This is a genomic window from Jiangella sp. DSM 45060 (genome assembly GCF_900105175.1).
GTDB lineage: Bacteria > Actinomycetota > Actinomycetes > Jiangellales > Jiangellaceae > Jiangella.
In genome coordinates this window covers 873,439-888,938 of record NZ_LT629771.1, presented here as the reverse complement: position 1 = coordinate 888,938, position 15,500 = coordinate 873,439, and the positions used below count along the sequence as shown (strand labels likewise).

13 protein-coding genes are annotated in these 15,500 nt (G+C 74.2%); 5 read left to right on the top strand and 8 right to left on the bottom strand.

Annotated features, from left to right (window positions below):
* Positions 1-7 precede the first annotated feature (7 nt).
* Entirely contained in the window at positions 8-697 is a 690-nt protein-coding gene (gene nucS / locus BLU82_RS03965) for an endonuclease NucS (RefSeq protein ID WP_092625421.1), read from the bottom strand.
* A gap of 50 nt (positions 698-747) precedes the next feature.
* On the bottom strand, positions 748-2,391 hold the full coding sequence (locus tag BLU82_RS03960) for an alpha/beta fold hydrolase (RefSeq protein ID WP_172885526.1): 1,644 nt from the start codon (positions 2,389-2,391) through the stop codon (positions 748-750).
* 57 nt (positions 2,392-2,448) lie between these two features.
* On the opposite strand from BLU82_RS03960, the gene BLU82_RS03955 reads away from it, so the two are divergent.
* The gene (locus BLU82_RS03955; RefSeq protein ID WP_092615892.1) at positions 2,449-3,453 is read left to right on the top strand and encodes a zinc-binding alcohol dehydrogenase; all 1,005 of its coding nucleotides are present in this window, start codon (positions 2,449-2,451) and stop codon (positions 3,451-3,453) included.
* A 6-nt stretch (positions 3,454-3,459) separates the two neighbouring features.
* On the opposite strand, the gene BLU82_RS03950 is transcribed toward BLU82_RS03955, so the two are convergent.
* The 5 genes from BLU82_RS03950 to BLU82_RS03935 all read right to left on the bottom strand — a co-directional run bounded on the left by BLU82_RS03950 (position 3,460) and on the right by BLU82_RS03935 (position 10,597).
* A complete protein-coding gene (locus tag BLU82_RS03950; RefSeq protein ID WP_092615889.1) occupies positions 3,460-6,864 on the bottom strand; it encodes an error-prone DNA polymerase in 3,405 nt (1,134 codons plus the stop codon).
* An 11-nt stretch (positions 6,865-6,875) separates the two neighbouring features.
* On the bottom strand, positions 6,876-8,450 hold the full coding sequence (locus BLU82_RS03945) for a DNA polymerase Y family protein (protein WP_092615886.1): 1,575 nt from the start codon (positions 8,448-8,450) through the stop codon (positions 6,876-6,878).
* Positions 8,447-9,148 carry a hypothetical protein gene (locus BLU82_RS03940; RefSeq protein ID WP_197682730.1) on the bottom strand — a complete coding sequence of 234 codons (702 nt, stop codon included), beginning with the start codon at positions 9,146-9,148 and terminating at the stop codon, positions 8,447-8,449. Before BLU82_RS03940 ends, BLU82_RS03945 begins: the two co-directional genes overlap by 4 nt.
* Positions 9,149-9,193: 45 nt before the next feature.
* A complete protein-coding gene (locus BLU82_RS33980) occupies positions 9,194-9,781 on the bottom strand; it encodes a hypothetical protein (RefSeq protein ID WP_157740549.1) in 588 nt (195 codons plus the stop codon).
* 273 nt (positions 9,782-10,054) lie between these two features.
* Positions 10,055-10,597 carry a GNAT family N-acetyltransferase gene (locus BLU82_RS03935; RefSeq protein ID WP_092615883.1) on the bottom strand — a complete coding sequence of 181 codons (543 nt, stop codon included), beginning with the start codon at positions 10,595-10,597 and terminating at the stop codon, positions 10,055-10,057.
* Between the two features lie 76 nt (positions 10,598-10,673).
* On the opposite strand from BLU82_RS03935, the gene BLU82_RS03930 reads away from it, so the two are divergent.
* Genes BLU82_RS03930 through BLU82_RS03920 form a run of 3 tightly spaced genes read left to right on the top strand, consistent with a single transcriptional unit; the run spans position 10,674 to position 14,476 of the window.
* Positions 10,674-11,282 (top strand): GNAT family N-acetyltransferase, encoded by a 609-nt coding sequence (locus BLU82_RS03930; RefSeq protein WP_172885525.1) that lies wholly within the window; start codon positions 10,674-10,676, stop codon positions 11,280-11,282.
* 9 nt (positions 11,283-11,291) lie between these two features.
* Positions 11,292-13,403 carry a prolyl oligopeptidase family protein gene (locus BLU82_RS03925; protein ID WP_231947703.1) on the top strand — a complete coding sequence of 704 codons (2,112 nt, stop codon included), beginning with the start codon at positions 11,292-11,294 and terminating at the stop codon, positions 13,401-13,403.
* Between the two features lie 5 nt (positions 13,404-13,408).
* Positions 13,409-14,476 carry a mechanosensitive ion channel family protein gene (locus BLU82_RS03920; protein ID WP_231947811.1) on the top strand — a complete coding sequence of 356 codons (1,068 nt, stop codon included), beginning with the start codon at positions 13,409-13,411 and terminating at the stop codon, positions 14,474-14,476.
* Positions 14,477-14,547: 71 nt separating this feature from the next.
* Here the strand turns inward: BLU82_RS03920 and BLU82_RS03915 are convergent, their stop codons facing one another.
* A complete protein-coding gene (locus BLU82_RS03915; RefSeq protein WP_092615874.1) occupies positions 14,548-14,979 on the bottom strand; it encodes an OsmC family protein in 432 nt (143 codons plus the stop codon).
* 117 nt (positions 14,980-15,096) lie between these two features.
* Here BLU82_RS03915 and BLU82_RS03910 point away from each other — a divergent pair, with 117 nt between their 5' ends.
* Positions 15,097-15,486 carry a globin gene (locus BLU82_RS03910; RefSeq protein ID WP_069113159.1) on the top strand — a complete coding sequence of 130 codons (390 nt, stop codon included), beginning with the start codon at positions 15,097-15,099 and terminating at the stop codon, positions 15,484-15,486.
* Positions 15,487-15,500 lie beyond the last annotated feature (14 nt).

Here is a 15,500-nt window from a genome sequence, read left to right as displayed (position 1 = left end):
GCGGCGGTCAGAACAACCGCGACGTGGGGTCGTCGACGCCGCGGAGGGCGTCGTAGTCGACGGTGAGGCAGGTGATGCCGCGGTCGACGGCGAGCGTGCGGGCCTGCGGCTTGATCTCCTGGGCCGCGAACACGCCGCGCACCGGGGCGAGCAGCGGGTCGCGGTTGAGGAGGTCGAGGTAGCGGGTGAGCTGCTCGACGCCGTCGATCTCGCCGCGCCGCTTCACCTCGACGGCGACGGCGACGCCCTGCTCGTCGCGGCAGAGGAGGTCGACCGGGCCGATCGGCGTCGGGTACTCGCGGCGCACCAGCCGCCAGCCGGACCCGAACGTCTCGACCTGCTCGGCCAGCAGCACCTGCAGGTGCGCCTCGACGCCGTCCTTCACCAGGCCGGGGTCGACGCCGAGGTCGTGGTTGGAGTCGTGCAGGACCTCGTGCAGGCTGATCACCAGGCGGTCGTCGGTCTTGCCGTTCTGCACCGTCCACACCGCGGCGACGCCGTCCTCGTCCGGCTCGGGGTCGCGGACGGTGAGCGTGCAGGGTGGGCTCATCCAGTTCAGTGGCTTGTACGAGCCGCCGTCGGAGTGGACCAGCACGCTGCCGTCGGCCTTCACCATGATGACGCGGGTCGCGAGCGGGAGGTGGGCGGTCAGCCGGCCGGCGTAGTCGACCTGGCAGCGCGCGATGACGATCCTCACCGCCACGACTCTAGACGGCGCGGCGGGCCGCGCCGAGCACGTCCCGGATATCAGCCGGTGAGCGCCGCGGCCAGCGTGTCGCGCTCGGCGCGGAACCAGTCGTGCGCCCGCTTGATGGCGTCGCCGGCGCCGCCCTCCCACATGCGGGCCCAGCCGCCGCCGTCGGTCTCGGCGCGGTACTTCATGACGTGCCAGACGCGGGTGTAGCGGCGGTCGGCGACGTCGAGGAGTGCGGCGCGACGGTCGTCGTCGAGTCCGTAGGCGTCGACGAAGATGCGCATGCGCCGGCCGGCGTCGGCGTCGCGCAGGGCGGGGTCGCGGTCGGCCGGAGCGGCCATCGGCGCCCAGTGCCGCAGCGTCGTGATGACGTCGAGCAGCCGGGTGGTGGGCCCGGCGAGGTCGAAGTCGATGATGCCGGCCGGCCGCCCGTCGACGAAGATCGTGTTCTCGAAGGTGATGTCGTTGTGCCCGACGACGTCCGGGGCGTCGAACAGCGACGGCACGCCGGGCAGCTCGACGCCCACCGGCCAGCCGACGCCGTCGGGCGGCGTGAAGCCGGCGGCGGCGTCGTGCAGGCGGCGCTGGATGACGGCGATCTCGCGCAGCGCGTCCTCGGTGACGGCCCACGGCGCCAGCGGCCGCCCGCCCATCTCGCCGTCGAGGAAGGTGAGGATCTCGCGGCCGCGGTCGTCGAACCCGAGGAATCGCGGCGCGTACGGGAAGCCGGCCGCCTCCAGGTGCCGCAGGTAGGCGTGGACGGCGGCCGCGGCGCGCCCCGGGTGCCGCCGGACCGTCCCGCCGACGCGGACGACGCCGTCACTGACGTCGCCGCCCACCAGCGGCACCTCGACGACGTCGTCCAGGAACGCGTCGACGGCGGCGCGGAACTCGGCCGGCCGCTCGACCCACGGGTAGTGGCCGCAGTCCTCGACGACGGCCACGCGGCCGGACGGGAACCGCTCGGCCAGCGCCGCGACCGGCGCGAACCCCGTCAGGGCGTCGTCGGCGCCCGCGACCACGAGGACCGGCGCCGTGACGGACGCGAGCCGCGCGGCGAGGTCGGCGGGCGGGTCGACGCTGAAGTAGGCGCGGCCGGCGGCGAGGTCCCAGCCGCCCTGCGTCGCGTGCTCCCGCTCGGCCGGGCCCCAGTGCGCGTAGCCGGCCGGCGCGACCCGGCGCTGCCAGTCGCCGAACCCGTCGTCGTCGAGCTCGGACGGGGCGGCCTGCAGCGCCGCCCATGCCTGGGTGAACGCGTCGTCGGTGCGGCGGGCGGCGATCGCCGCGGTGTCCGGCGCCACCTCGACCAGGTGCGTCGACGGCGGCGTGACCAGCAGCAGCGCGGCGACCCGCTCCGGATGCTGGACGGCATACGCGACGGCCAGCCGGGTGCCGGCGGAGTGCCCGGCGACCAGCAGGCGGTCGTGCCCGAGGTGCCGGCGCAGCGCCTCGACGTCGTCGGCCTGCCGCCAGTACGAGCCCGCCTCCGGCTCGTCCGGCGCCGGTGACGCCCCGACGCCGCGCAGGTGCGGGATCACCAGCGGGTGCCGCTCGGCCAGCCCGGCGAGATCGCCCAGGTACACCGGGTGCCGGGCCGCTCCCCCGGCGAGGACGACGATCGGCGGGCCCGCGGCGGCCGCCCCGGCCAGCTCGTCGTAGTGCAGCGTCGTGGCGTCGTCGGCGCGGTAGACAGGCACGCCCCGACGCTACCGTCCCGTTGACATGGAACACCGTTCCGCCTTGACTGCCAGCGCATGAGGCGATGGACGATCACCGGCGAGCGGCGGCTGGAGCTGCGCGAGACCGAGACGCCCCGGCCAGGCGCCGGCGAGGTGCTGGTGGGCGTCGAGCTCACGGCCGTCAGCGCCGGCAGCGAGCTGCACGCGTACCGGTCCGGGCCGAGTGGCTTCATGGACGAGCCCGGCTACCTCGCGGCCGGCCGGGTGCTCGAGACGGGCGCGGGCGTCGCCTCGGTCCGTCCCGGCGACCGCGTCTTCGCGGCGGCCCCGCACGGCGACGCGGCGATCGTGCCCGCGCACCGCGTCGTCCCGGTGCCCGACGAGGTGCCCTTCGACGAGGCGGTCCTGTGCTACCTCGCCAGCCTCGGGCTGTACTGCCTGCACGCCGGCGAGTACGCGGCCGGCGAGAACGTGGCGGTCGTCGGGCTGGGTGTCGTCGGGCTGTGCGCGGCGCTGGTGGCGACGGCGTGCGGCGCCCGGACGCACGCGATCGACGCCGACGACCACCGTCTCCGGTTCGCCGCCGGCCTCGGCCTGCCCACGTGGGACGGGCGCGATTCGGCTCTGGCCGGCGACGTGCGGCGCGTCTCGCCCGAGGGCGTCGACCTCGTGGTCGAGACGAGCGGGAGCTGGCGAGGGCTCGACACCGCCGCCCGCGTGTGCCGGCGCGGCAGCCGCATCGCGGTGCTCGGCGTGTACCGCGACCTGCCGGACGCGCGGACCGGCGCCGCGCTGCATCGGCAGCTGCTGAGCTTCCCGGCGAGGTTCCACTACGACGGCATCCGGGTCGTCGGCTGCGCCAACCATCCGTGGCGGGACGCGGACGACGTCGAAGCGGGCGGATGGTCGGTCCAGCGCTCGGTGCGGTACCTCCTCGAGAGCGTCGCGCGGGGGCGGCTGTCGCTGGCACCCGTGGTCACCGACCGCATCGCGCCGGGCGACCTGCCGGGGCTGTACGGCCGGCTGGGCGACGGGGACCGTTCAGTCGTCGGCGTGCTGGTCGACTGGACCGCCGGCTGACGCGGGTCAGTGGAAGTCGCGGGAGCGGTGGCGGGCGTGCAGGGCGCGGGCGGCCTCGGGGTGCAGCTCCTCCAGCGACGCCAGCCGGTCGGCGACCAGGTTGATGACGCCGTCCTTGCGCTCCAGCATGCCGCGGACGATCATGCACGCGGCGTTGCGGGCCACCCGCCGGTGCCGCTGCCACAGCCCGCCGCCGCAGACGACGTTGAGCATGCCGGTCTCGTCCTCGATGTTGAGGAACGTGATGCCGCCCGCGGTGCCGGGCCGCTGCCGGTGCGTCACCACCCCGGCGACGGTGACCCGGCGGTTCGGCTCGGCGGTCGCGAGGTCCTCGACGGCGAGGATGCCCTCGCTGCGCAGCAGCGGCCGCAGGTGCGCGATGGGGTGGCCGGTGGGTGAGATCGAGGTGGCCCACAGGTCGGCCAGGGTCAGCTCGACGTCGCTCATCCCCGGCAGCGCCGGCGGCGCGGGAGTGGCGGTGACGGCCTCCAGCTGACCGGCGGTCTCGACGTAGCCGGCGTTCCACAGCGCCTCGCGGCGGGTGAGGCCGAAACCGTCGAACGCGCCCGCGGTGGCCAGCGCCTCCAGCTGCCGGGCGTCGAGGGCGGCCCGGCGGGAGAGGTCGGTGGGGTCGCGGAACGGCCGCTCCTCGCGGGCCTCGACGATGGCCTCGGCGACGTCCTTGCTGATGCCCCGGACGGAGTCGAGGCCGAGCCGGACCGCGAAGCCGGTGTCGCGGCGGTGCCGCGGCGTCGGGTCGGGAGTGCCCGGGACCCACTCGGCGACCTCGTGCTCCGGGCGCAGGCACTCGGCCAGCCTGCCCGGCCGGGCGTCGCCGTCGGGCTCGAGACCGGCGACGGCGCCGGAGGACGCGATGTCGGGGCGCAGCACCCGCACGCCGTGCCGCCGGGCGTCGTGGACCAGCGACTGCGCCGAGTAGAACCCCATCGGCTGGGCCCGCAGCAGCGCGGCCAGGAACGCCGCCGGGTAGTGCAGCTTGAGCCACGAGCTGACGTAGACGAGCTTGGCGAAGGACAGCGCGTGGCTCTCGGCGAAGCCGAAGTTCGCGAACGAGAGGATCTTGGCGTAGAGCTGGTCGGCATCGGGGCCGGTGATGCCGCGCCTGGCCATGCCCTTGTACAGCTTCTCCTTGATGCTCTCGATGCGCTCGATGCCGCGCTTGGAGCCCATGGCCCGGCGCAGCAGGTCGGCGTCGTCGGGGGTGCAGTCGCCGACGGCCATGGCCATGCCCATGAGCTGTTCCTGGAACAGCGGCACGCCGAGGGTCCGCTCCAGCACCGGCTTCAGGTCGTCGTGCACATAGGTGGCCTCCTCCTTGCCGGTGGCGCGGCGGATGTACGGATGGACGGCGCCGCCCTGGATCGGGCCGGGGCGGATCAGCGCGATCTCGATGGCGAGGTCGTAGAACTTGCGCGGCCGCAGCCGCGGCAGCGTCCCGATCTGGGCCCGGCTCTCGACCTGGAACACGCCGATGGAGTCGCCCCGGCAGAGCATGTCGTAGACCGCCGGCTCCTCCTTGGGGACGCTCTGCAGCTCCCACGCCTCGCCGAGGTGCCCGGCGATCATGGTGAACGCGTGGTTGAGCGCGCTCAGCATGCCCAGGCCGAGCAGGTCGAACTTGACCAGCCCCATCGACTCGCAGGCGTCCTTGTCCCACTGCAGGACGGTGCGGTTCTCCATGCGCGCCCACTCGATGGGGCACACCTGGCCGATCGGCCGCTCGGTCAGGACCATGCCGCCGGAGTGGATGCCCAGGTGCCGCGGCGCGCGCATGAGCTGGTTGGCGAGGTCGACGACGGGCCCGGGGATCTCGTGGTCGGCGACGTCCTGACCGGCGACCGCGGACCAGCTGTCGGTCTGCTTCGACCACGCGTCCTGCTGTCCCGGCGAGTAGCCCAGCGCCTTGGCGGCGTCGCGGACTGCCATCTTCGGCCGGTAGCTGATGACGTTGGCGACCTGGGCGGCGTTGCGCCGGCCGTACCACTCGTAGACCTTCTGGATGACCTCTTCGCGCCGGTCGGAGTCGAAGTCGACGTCGATGTCGGGCTCTTCGTCGCGGTTGACGGAGATGAACCGCTCGAACGGCAGGTCGTGGAAGACAGGGTCGATGGCGGTGACGCCGAGCGCGTAACAGACCGCCGAGCTGGCCGCCGAGCCCCGTCCCTGGCAGAGGATGCCTTCGTCGCGGGCGAACGCCACGATGTCGTGGACGATGACGAAGTAGCCGGCGAAGTCCTTCTTGTCGATGATCTCCAGCTCGTAGTCGACGCGCTCGCGGGCCGCCCGCTCGTGCTTCACGCCGCGGTAGTAGCGCTGGAAGCCGCGGTCGACCAGGATGCGCAGCCAGCTCATCGCGGTGTGGCCGTCAGGGATGTGTTCCTTCGGCAGGCGCGGGCTGGCCTTGTGCAGGTCGAACGCGAGCTCGCCGGCCAGCTCGACGGAGCGCGCGACGGCGCCCGGGTAGCCGGCGAACCGGTCGGCCATCTCGCGTCCGGTGCGCAGCGACGCCGCGCCCCACGCCGGCAGCCAGCCGTTCATCTCGGTGAGGCTGCGCCGGGCCCGGATGGCCGCCATGGCCGAGGCCAGCCGGTGGTCGCCGGGGTCGGCGTAGTGGACGTTGTTGGTGGCGACGACGGGCAGTCCGCGGTCGGCGGCGAGGCCGGCCAGCAGCCGGTTGACGTCGTCGTCGCTGGGATGGCCGTGGTCGAACAGCTCGACGACGACGTGCTCGCGGCCGAACAGCGTGGTCAGCCGGTCCAGCTCGGTGGCGGCAGCGGCCGGTCCGCGTCCGGCCAGGGTGGAGCGGACGGCGCCCTTGCGGCAGCCGGTGAGCACCAGCCAGTGCCCGCGACCGGTGCCGGCGAGGGTGTCGAGGTCGTACTCGGGCTTGCCCTTCTCCTCGCCCTTCAGCTGCGCGTCGGTGATGGCGCCGGCCAGCCGGTGGTAGCCCTCGACGCCGCGGGCCAGCACGAGCAGGTGCTGCCCGCGGGGGTCGGGGACGCCGTTCTGCGGCGCGTCGAGGCCCAGCGACAGCTCCGCGCCGTAGATGGTGCGCAGGTTCTCGGCGGCGTACTTCTGGGCGATCTCGGCGAACAGCGGCGCGCCGTAGAAGCCGTCGTGGTCGGTCAGCGCCAGCCCGTGCAGCCCCAGCTCGATGGCGGCCTCGACCAGGCGGTCCGGCCCGCTGGCGCCGTCGAGGAAGCTGAAGTTGCTGTGCGCGTGCAGCTCGGCGTACGGCACGACCGGCTCGTCCGGCCGGACCACCTCGGCCTTGCGCTTGTACGGCTTGCGCTTGCGCGACCCCGGGCCGTCCTCGGGCGGCACCGTCGGCCGGTCGGACAACCGGCGCTCCAGCTCACCCCACGGGATCGGCGGGTTGTTCCACCCCACGTCAGGTCCCCTCAGTCATAGGCGGCCTCGATGTACCAGCCGTCGTCGGCGCAGGTCATCAGCCAGGCCCGGCCGTCGACGCCGACGATCTGGAACCGGGCCACCCAGCCGGCCGGGTGCTCCCACCACAGCTCGTCGACCGGCCACGGACCCGCCCACGCGCCGATGGGGTGCCAGCCGCCGCCTGCGTCGCCCGTCGTCTGCCGGAACCGGGTCGGCGGGGCGCTGACCACGCCGCGCTCGCTCACCCACACCAGCTGTCCGCGGTCGTCGACGACGGTGGCCGGGCGCGGCTCGGCGTAGACCCGCACCGGCGCCGGCGGCGGGAGGCTGCCCGGCCACGGGAGGTCGTCCGGCCGCAGCCCGACCGGCCGCTCGCCCCACGGGACCAGCGCCTGGCGGTCGGCCGGCGCGCGGCCGCCCTGCACCGCCGGGACGGTGACGGCGTGCGGGCCGAGCATGCCCTGGACCCGCGCGACCGCCCGCTCGACCCGTTCGTCGGTGCCGCCGCCCCACAGCGCGGCGGCGTGCGCGCCGGCCGGCTCGATGGTGTCGGGGACGAACCGGACCAGCTCGACCGGTTTCGTGACGCCCTGGGCGCCGCGCAGCTGCCAGTGGACGCGGTCGACGAGGTCGGCCGCGCTGAACCAGCGCGAGTGCGCCCACACCCGCGACGACGCGATCTCGTGGTCGCACTCGGCCTCGATCAGCACCTCGGTGCAGACCAGCCCGCGCGAGGCCAGCTGGGCGACGAAGCGGTCGGCGCTCTGGCGGACGCTGAAGCTGACGGCCTCGACGGTGTCGAGCGGCGGCTCGAACCGGACCTGGCACTCGAGGTCGGGCGGCGGCGTGCGGGCGCCGAGCCGGGACGCGTCCTCGCCGCGGGCCAGCCGGTGCACCTTGGCGCCGTAGCCGCCGAACCGCGCCTGGACGTCGTCGGGGTCGAGCCGGGCGAAGTCGCCGAGCGTCTGCAGCCCCAGCCGCCGCAGCAGGCCCGCGACCTCGTCGTCGTCGATGACCCCGACCGGGAGGCCGCGCAGGAACGCCGCCGACCCGCCCGCCGCGACCACCACCGTCTCCTGCGGGCCGGCCTGCCGCGCCGCCCGCTCGGCGGTGAACAGGTCGTCGGCGATGCCGATGCGGCAGTCCCACACGCCGGCCCGGACCAGCCGTTCGGCGATGAGCGCGCCCGCGGACTCCTCGCCGCCGTAGAACCGGCCCGGCGCGTGCACCGCCAGCAGCCCCGGCCGCAGCGGCGCCACGCCCGGCCGCAGCTGCTCGACCGCCACCAGCACCGGCTCGAACACCCGGGCGTCGCGATCGGGGTTGTGGTCGACGAGGATCAGCTCGGGGCAGCGCGACTGGGCGTCGCGGCGGCGCATGCCGCGGCGGACGCCCTCGGCCCGGGCCGCCTCGTTGCAGGCGACGACGGCGTTCGCGGCCAGCACCACGACCGGCGCGTCGCCGCCGGCGTCGCTCTGGCCGCCGCCCTGGCCGGCGCCGCCCTGGCCGACGTCGCCCTCGGCCACGGCGGCGACCACCGGCCAGTCCGGGCACCACACGACCAGCACCCGCCGGCGGCTCATCCGGCCACCTCCAGGCCGGCCGGGCTCGGTGGTCCGGCCGGGCTCGCCGGATCGGCGGTGTCCAGCGCTTCGAGGTCGGCGCCGGACACCGTGCCGTCGGGCCCGGGCAGCCACAGCCACGCCGACCGCGGCCGCGCGCCGGCGCCCCGTCCGTACGCCTCGACCTTCACCCGCCGGCCGCGCAGGTGGCCGCGGCCGTGCTCGGGGCCCACCCACAGCGACGACGCCACCCGCAGGCGGGTCTGCGCGCCCTCCCAGTCGCCGACGCACACCAGCGCCGTCCCGTGCCGCCGCGCCAGCGCGACGAGCCGCCGGGACAGCTGCCCGCCGACCTGGACCGGCGGGCGCACCACCACCACCTCGACCGACGTGAGCAGCACCGCCACCACCTCGGCCCACTGCGCCCCCGGCTCCTCGACGACGACCACCCGGCCGAGGTCGGCGCCGAGACCGGACGCCGCCAGCACGCCGAACTCGGACAGCCCCACCACCGCCGTCCACGCCCCGGCCGCCGTGGCCCCGGCCAGCAGCGCCAGCGGCAGCGCCCCCATGCCGTCGACCGCGACCACCTGTCCCCGGCGCAGCCCGCCGAGCAGCGTGCGCAGGGCCGGCAGCACCGCGACCAGCTCGACCGGCTGGACGGCGAAACCCGCTCTGGCCAGTGCCGCTTCGGCCTGGTCGCGCCCGCGAACCGTCACCCGTCCATCGTCGAACACATGTTCGAGAGGTGTCAAGTCGATCGCTCAGGCCTGGGTGACACGACGACCGCGTGCAAGGCGGCCCGAGTAGTCCGAGCGCACCTGGCTGTGTCGGAAGGACGCCATACGGTCACCACCATGAACGATTGGTCGTTGGACGCAGACGAAGTACACGTCATTCGGCGTGTGCTCACCCGCCTGATCGACGACTACGACACAGAGAACGACATCGAGACCAAGGTCAAGAACGAGAGGCGTACCCGCCTTGCTGTCGGCCTCGCGAACCACGTCGCCCAGGCCGCGAAGAGTGCCGACATGCTGTTCGACGCCGGGCTCTTGAGCGACTGCGTCAACGCCGCCCGCCGGGCCTTCGACTACGCCCTCACCGCCTCGTGGGTCGCGCAGGAACCCAAGGCAGACGCCACCTTCCACACGAAAGGCCTGCGGGCCACCCGGGCTCTTTCGCAGTCGATCCACGATGCAGAGATCGTCGTGCCTGCTGATGCCCTGACTCAGGCAGACATGGACTTGCCCAAAGCGAACGATCTGGAGAACCAACTCAGCAAGATGCACCAGCTCTGCACCCTGTTCCACCCCAAGTTGTACGTCGCGTATCGCCTGTTCTGCGCGCACACGCACCCGTCGTTCTCCAGTGTGGCCCTCATGTTCGGGACCGCGTCCACCATTCCGAGGTTGCCGCGGCTCTGGAGCGCACCGCGGTCTTGGGCATTCATGCGGCAGCCGCGAGCATGGTGTGGGCGGGCCGCGCCATCGACCGACTTCACGTCGGCCAACCGCGCAAAACGCAAACTCCGGTTCGCCGCGAAAGAGCTCGGCATCTCCCCGGTGCTCTACCCCGGCATGCCGGACGAAGCCGCTGGCCGATCTAGCGGGGCCCCCGCCAGCTTACGGCCCGGGCAGCTCGCGGGCGTAGCGGACCTCGGTGAGCAGGTCGGGGCCGACCTGCTCCACCTGGCGCGTGCCGTCCGGCGCCCATCCGGACCGGTCGTAGAACGCCCGCCCCAGCGCGTTGCCCTCGAGCGTCCACAGCGTCGCCCGCGTGAAGCCCTCGGCCCGGAGGAACTCCAGCGCCGCCGTCATCAGCGCCCGCCCGACCCCGGTCCCCAGCTGGGCGGGGTCGGCGTAGATGGCGTACACCTCGCCGACGTCGGCGGAACCGTCGGCGTCGCGGGAGGCGCCGGCCGAGCAGAACCCGGCGATCCGGCCGGAGCGGACGGCGACCAGGACGGTCGAGCGCGGATCGGGCTCCGCGATGAGCCGGCGCCACACCGCCGCCCGGCGGCCGACGTCCAGCCCGGCCAGGAACCCGGCGTCGACGACTCCGGCGAACGCCCGCCGCCAGCCGGCCACGTGCACCGCGGCGATGGCGTCGGCGTCGGCCACCTCGGCGCCGCGAACCACCGGCTCATCAGCGTCACGAACCTCCATGCGGCCTGAACCTACGCAACCACCGCGTCTCCGGCCACCCCTGACAGCGGACTCCGTCATGGCGCATGATCAAGTGGTGCAGCCTTCGAATCACGTCGTCCGGCAGGCGCTGCGCTCCGACGTCGGCACGGTCGCGCGGGTGCTGGCCGAGGCGTTCGACGCCGACCCGATGATGCGCTTCGTCGTGCCCTCGACGCGGTACCGCGAGCGGCTGACCGCGCTGTTCGCGTTCGAGGCGCTGCTCAGCCCGCACGGGTCGTGGGTGGCGGTGGCCGACGGCGAGATCGCCGGGGCGGCGCTGTGGGGGCTGCCGGGCGCCCGGCCGCCGGGGTTCTGGCCGACGCTGCGCTACAGCCGGTACCTGCTGCGGGCGTTCGGGACGGGGCTGCCGGCGGCGCTGCGGTCGTTCCGGGTCATCGAGGACGCGCACCCGCCGTCGCCGCCGCACTGGTACCTGCAGACGCTCGGGGTGGCGCGGCCCGGACGGGGCGTGGGCGGCGCGCTGCTGCGCGACGGGCTGGCGCGGGCCGACGCGCAGGGGCTGCCGGCGTATCTGGAGTCGTCGGCGCCGGGCAACGTCGCGATCTACGAGCGGTACGGATTCCGTCCGGCCGGCGAGATCGTCCTGCCCGGCGGCCCCACCCTGACGGCCATGTGGCGCGAGCCGGTCCGAGGGGGTCAGTAAGGTCGGAGGGTGGCCTTGGACGCATCGACTCCCCCGCAGCCGTATCCCCCCGCCCCCCGCGGCGACGACGCCGACGTGCTGCACGGCGTCACGGTGCCCGACCCGTACCGCGCGCTCGAGCCCGAGGACGACCCCGTCACGCAGACGTGGTCCAAGGCGCAGCGCGTGCTGTTCGACGAGCACCGCGCCGGCTGGGCGGCCCGCCCGGCGTTCGCCGCGCGGCTGACGCAGCTGCTGCGGGCCGGTTCCGTCGGCACCCCGGCGTGGCGCGGCGACCGCGTGTTCCACACCCGGCGCACGCCCGACCAGGAGCACGCCGTGCTGCTCACCGTCGACCCCGGCGGGGCCGAGCGGGCGCTGGTCGACCCCATCGCGCTGGACCCGTCCGGCGCCACCACGCTCGACGCCTGGCAGCCGTCCAAGGAGGGCACGCTGCTGGCGTACCAGGTCTCCGAGGGCGGCACCGAGGAGTCGGTGCTGCGCGTGCTCGACGTCGCGACGGGCGAGGTGGTCGACGGCCCCATCGACCGCGCCCGCTACTCCCCCGTCGCCTGGCTGCCCGGCGGCGAGGCGTTCTACTACGTGCGCCGGCTGCCCAAGGATGCCGTCCCCGAGGGCGAGGAGCAGTTCCACCGCCGCGTCTACCTGCACCGGCTCGGCGCCGACCCCGCCGACGACGTCGAGATCTTCGGCGCCGGCATGGAGAAGACCAACTACTACGGCGTCTCGGTCAGCCGCGACGGCCGCTGGCTGACGGTCACCGCCGCGCAGGGCACCGCGCCGCGCAACGACGTCTGGCTGGCCGACCTCCGCGACGCCGACCCCGCGCAGCCCGAGCTGCGCCCCGTCGTCGTCGGCCAGGACGCCAAGACCGGACTGCACGTGGGCCGCGACGGCCGGCTGTACGTGTGGACCGACCTCGGGGCGCCGCGCGGCCGGCTCGCCGTCACCGACCCCACGACGCCCGAGCCCGAGCACTGGCGCGACCTCCTGGCCGAGGACCCCGAGGCGGTGCTCGAGGACTTCGCCATCCTCGACGGCGCCGAGCTCGACGCCCCGGTGCTGCTGGCGGCGCGCACCCGGCACGCGGTCTCCGAGGTCACAGCGCACGCGCTGGCCACCGGCGACGCGCTGCACACGCTCGAGCTGCCCGGTATCGGCAGCGCCGGCGGGCTGTCCGAACGGCCCGAGGGCGGGCACGAGGCGTGGTTCGGCTACACCGACCACACCGTTCCGGTGCGCGTCCTGCACTACGACGCCCGCACCCGCGCGGTGTCGACCTGGGCCGACGCGCCCGGGCTGGTCGACGTCCCGGCCGTGCGGTCGGAGCAGGTGACGTACCGGTCGAAGGACGGCACCGAGGTGCGCATGGTCATCGTGTCGCCGGCGGGGTCCGCCGACGGCCCGCGGCCCACCGTCCTCTACGGCTATGGCGGCTTCAACATCGCGCTCACCCCGGCCTACTCCGCCAGCATCCTGGCCTGGGTCGAGGCCGGCGGCGTGTGGGCCGTCGCGAACCTGCGCGGCGGCTCCGAGGAGGGCGAGCAGTGGCACCGCGGCGGCATGCGCGAGAACAAGCAGAACGTGTTCGACGACTTCGCGGCGGCCGCGTCGTACCTCGTCGACCAGGGCTGGACGACGTCTGACCAGCTGGCGATCTTCGGCGGGTCCAACGGCGGCCTGCTGGTCGGGGCCGCGCTGACCCAGCGGCCCGAGCTGTACCGCGCCGTCATCTGCTCCGCGCCGCTGCTCGACATGGTCCGGTACGAGAAGTTCGGGCTGGGCGCGACCTGGAACGACGAGTACGGCACCGCCGCCGACCCGGCCGAGCTGGAGTGGCTGCTCGGCTACTCGCCGTACCACCACGTCCGCGACGGCGTCGAGTACCCGTCCGTCCTGTTCACCGTGTTCGACGGCGACAGCCGCGTCGACACCCTGCACGCGCGCAAGATGGCCGCCGCCCTGCAGGCCGCCACGTCCGGCGACCCCGCCACGCGGCCCATCCTGCTGCGCGCCGAGGCCAACGTCGGGCACGGCGCCCGGGCCGTCTCGCGCACCGTCGACCTCAGCGCGGACCAGCTCGGCTTCCTCGCCGCGCAATTGGGGCTGGAGGCACGGTGATCCCGATGGTCGGCCTGCTCGCGGCGGGCGGTGTCCTGAGCACGGCCGGCATCGTCGCCGGGCCCGACGTCACCGAGGCCGAGCAGTACTCCGCCGAGTGGTGGCGCGACGTCCTGCTCGACGTCCCGCTGCGGCTGGCGGGCCTGGTCGTCATCGCCGTCGCCGCGCGGTACCTGCTGCACAAGTTCATCAACCGCATGGTCCGCCGCACGGTCGAGAAGGAGCCGCCGAAGGCCGTCCTGGGGTCCGCCCGGGCCGCCCGCATCGTGTTCGGCGGCGCCGGCGCCTACTCCGAACGGCGGGCGCTGCGGGCCGAGACCATGGGCTCGGTGCTGCGGAGCATCACGACGGTGCTGATCAGCGCCATCGCCGTGGTCACGGCGCTGGAGATGCTCGGCTACGCCGTCGGGCCGGTGCTCGCGTCCGCCGGCGTGCTGGGGGTGGCCCTCGGCTTCGGCGCGCAGAACCTCGTCAAGGACTTCCTCGCCGGGGCGGCCATGCTGCTCGAGGACCAGTACGGCGTCGGCGACGTCGTCGACATGGGCCACGCCGTCGGCACCGTCGAGGCCGTCAGCCTGCGCATCACCCGGCTGCGCTCCGTCGACGGCACCGTCTGGTACGTCCGCAACGGCGAGGTCGTTCGCGTCGGCAACTCGTCCTACGGCTGGTCGCGGGCGCTGCTCGACGTCCACGTCCCGCTCGACGCCGATGTCGCCCGGGCCAAGCGGCTGCTCGAACAGGTCGTCACCGACCTCGCCGCCGACGACCGGTGGGCCGAGCTGATCCTCGAACCCCCCGAGGTCTGGGGCGTCGAGGACCTCACCGCCGACGGCGTTCTCATCCGCGTCGTCGTCAAGACCAAGCCGCTGGAGCAGTGGCGGGTCGCGCGGGAGCTGCGCGAACGCATCAAGCGCCGGTTCGACGCGGAGCGGCTCACGCTGCCGGTCGCCACGGAGACGCCGGCGGGCGGTCCGGGCACCGGCGCGAGCGACCCGAGCAACCCGCCGCCGGCCACCTCTGCCGCGCCGCAGGTCGCCCCGCCGCCGGCCACCTCGACCGACAACCCCTCCTGAGCAGCGACGTCGGCGGCAGCTTCCGCAACCCCGTGGGGACCGGAAGCTGCCGCCGTCGTCGATGAAGAAGATCAGGCGTCGACCAGAGCCGCGTCGAGCGTGATGGTCGTGCCGGTCAGCGCTTTGCTCACCGGGCAGTTGACCTTGGCGTCCTCGGCCGCGGCCACGAAGTCGTCGTTGGACATCCCCGGGACGACGCCGCGCACCGTGATCTTGATGCCCGTGATGCCCTCACCCGGCTGGAACGTGACGTCCGCCGAGGTCTCCAGCGACGTGGGCGGCGTGCCGGCCTTCGCGAGGCCGTTCGAGAACGCCATCGAGAAGCAGGACGAGTGCGCCGCCGCGATGAGCTCCTCCGGCGACGTCTTGCCGTCCGGCGTCTCGGCGCGCGAGGCCCAGGTGACGTCGTACGTCCCCAGCCCCGACGAGTCGAGCGTGACGCGACCGGCGCCCTCGAACAGCGAGCCTTCCCAGCGCGTGGTGGCGGTGCGGGTCGTTGCCATGAACGTTCCTCTCATGCGACGTGTGAGCGACCGTCGTCCATCCTTCCCTGTCCGCTCCGCCGATGTGTGGCCAGGGGCACTTTGCATCTCGGGTCACCTGACGGCGACGATGGTGGGGTGACCACGCGCCTGGACAACTTCTACGACGCCGTCGGCGGCCACGAGACGTTCGCGAAGCTCGTGCACCGCTTCTACGAGGGCGTCGCCACCGACCCGCTGCTGAAGCCGATGTACCCCGAAGAGGACCTCGGGCCGGCGGAGGAGCGGCTGCTGTTGTTCCTCGAGCAGTACTGGGGCGGCCCGACGACGTACTCCGAGCAGCGCGGTCACCCCCGGCTGCGCATGCGGCACGCGCCGTTCAAGGTCAACCCTGAGGCGCGCGACCGCTGGCTGCTGCACATGCGCACGGCGGTCGACGAGCTCGGCCTGCCGCCCGTCTACCGCGACACCCTGTGGGACTACCTCGAGCGGGCGGCCCACTCCATGGTGAACACGTTCGAGGACTGACGGCGGGTCGCCGC

Coding starts and splice junctions, on each gene's coding strand:
- BLU82_RS03935 (WP_092615883.1), bottom strand. CDS start 10,597: ATGGAGGTTCGTGACGCTGATGAGCCGGTGGTTCGCGGCGCCGAGGTG.
- BLU82_RS03915 (WP_092615874.1), bottom strand. CDS start 14,979: ATGGCAACGACCCGCACCGCCACCACGCGCTGGGAAGGCTCGCTGTTC.
- BLU82_RS03945 (WP_092615886.1), bottom strand. CDS start 8,450: ATGAGCCGCCGGCGGGTGCTGGTCGTGTGGTGCCCGGACTGGCCGGTG.
- BLU82_RS03920 (WP_231947811.1), top strand. CDS start 13,409: ATGGTCGGCCTGCTCGCGGCGGGCGGTGTCCTGAGCACGGCCGGCATC.
- BLU82_RS03955 (WP_092615892.1), top strand. CDS start 2,449: ATGAGGCGATGGACGATCACCGGCGAGCGGCGGCTGGAGCTGCGCGAG.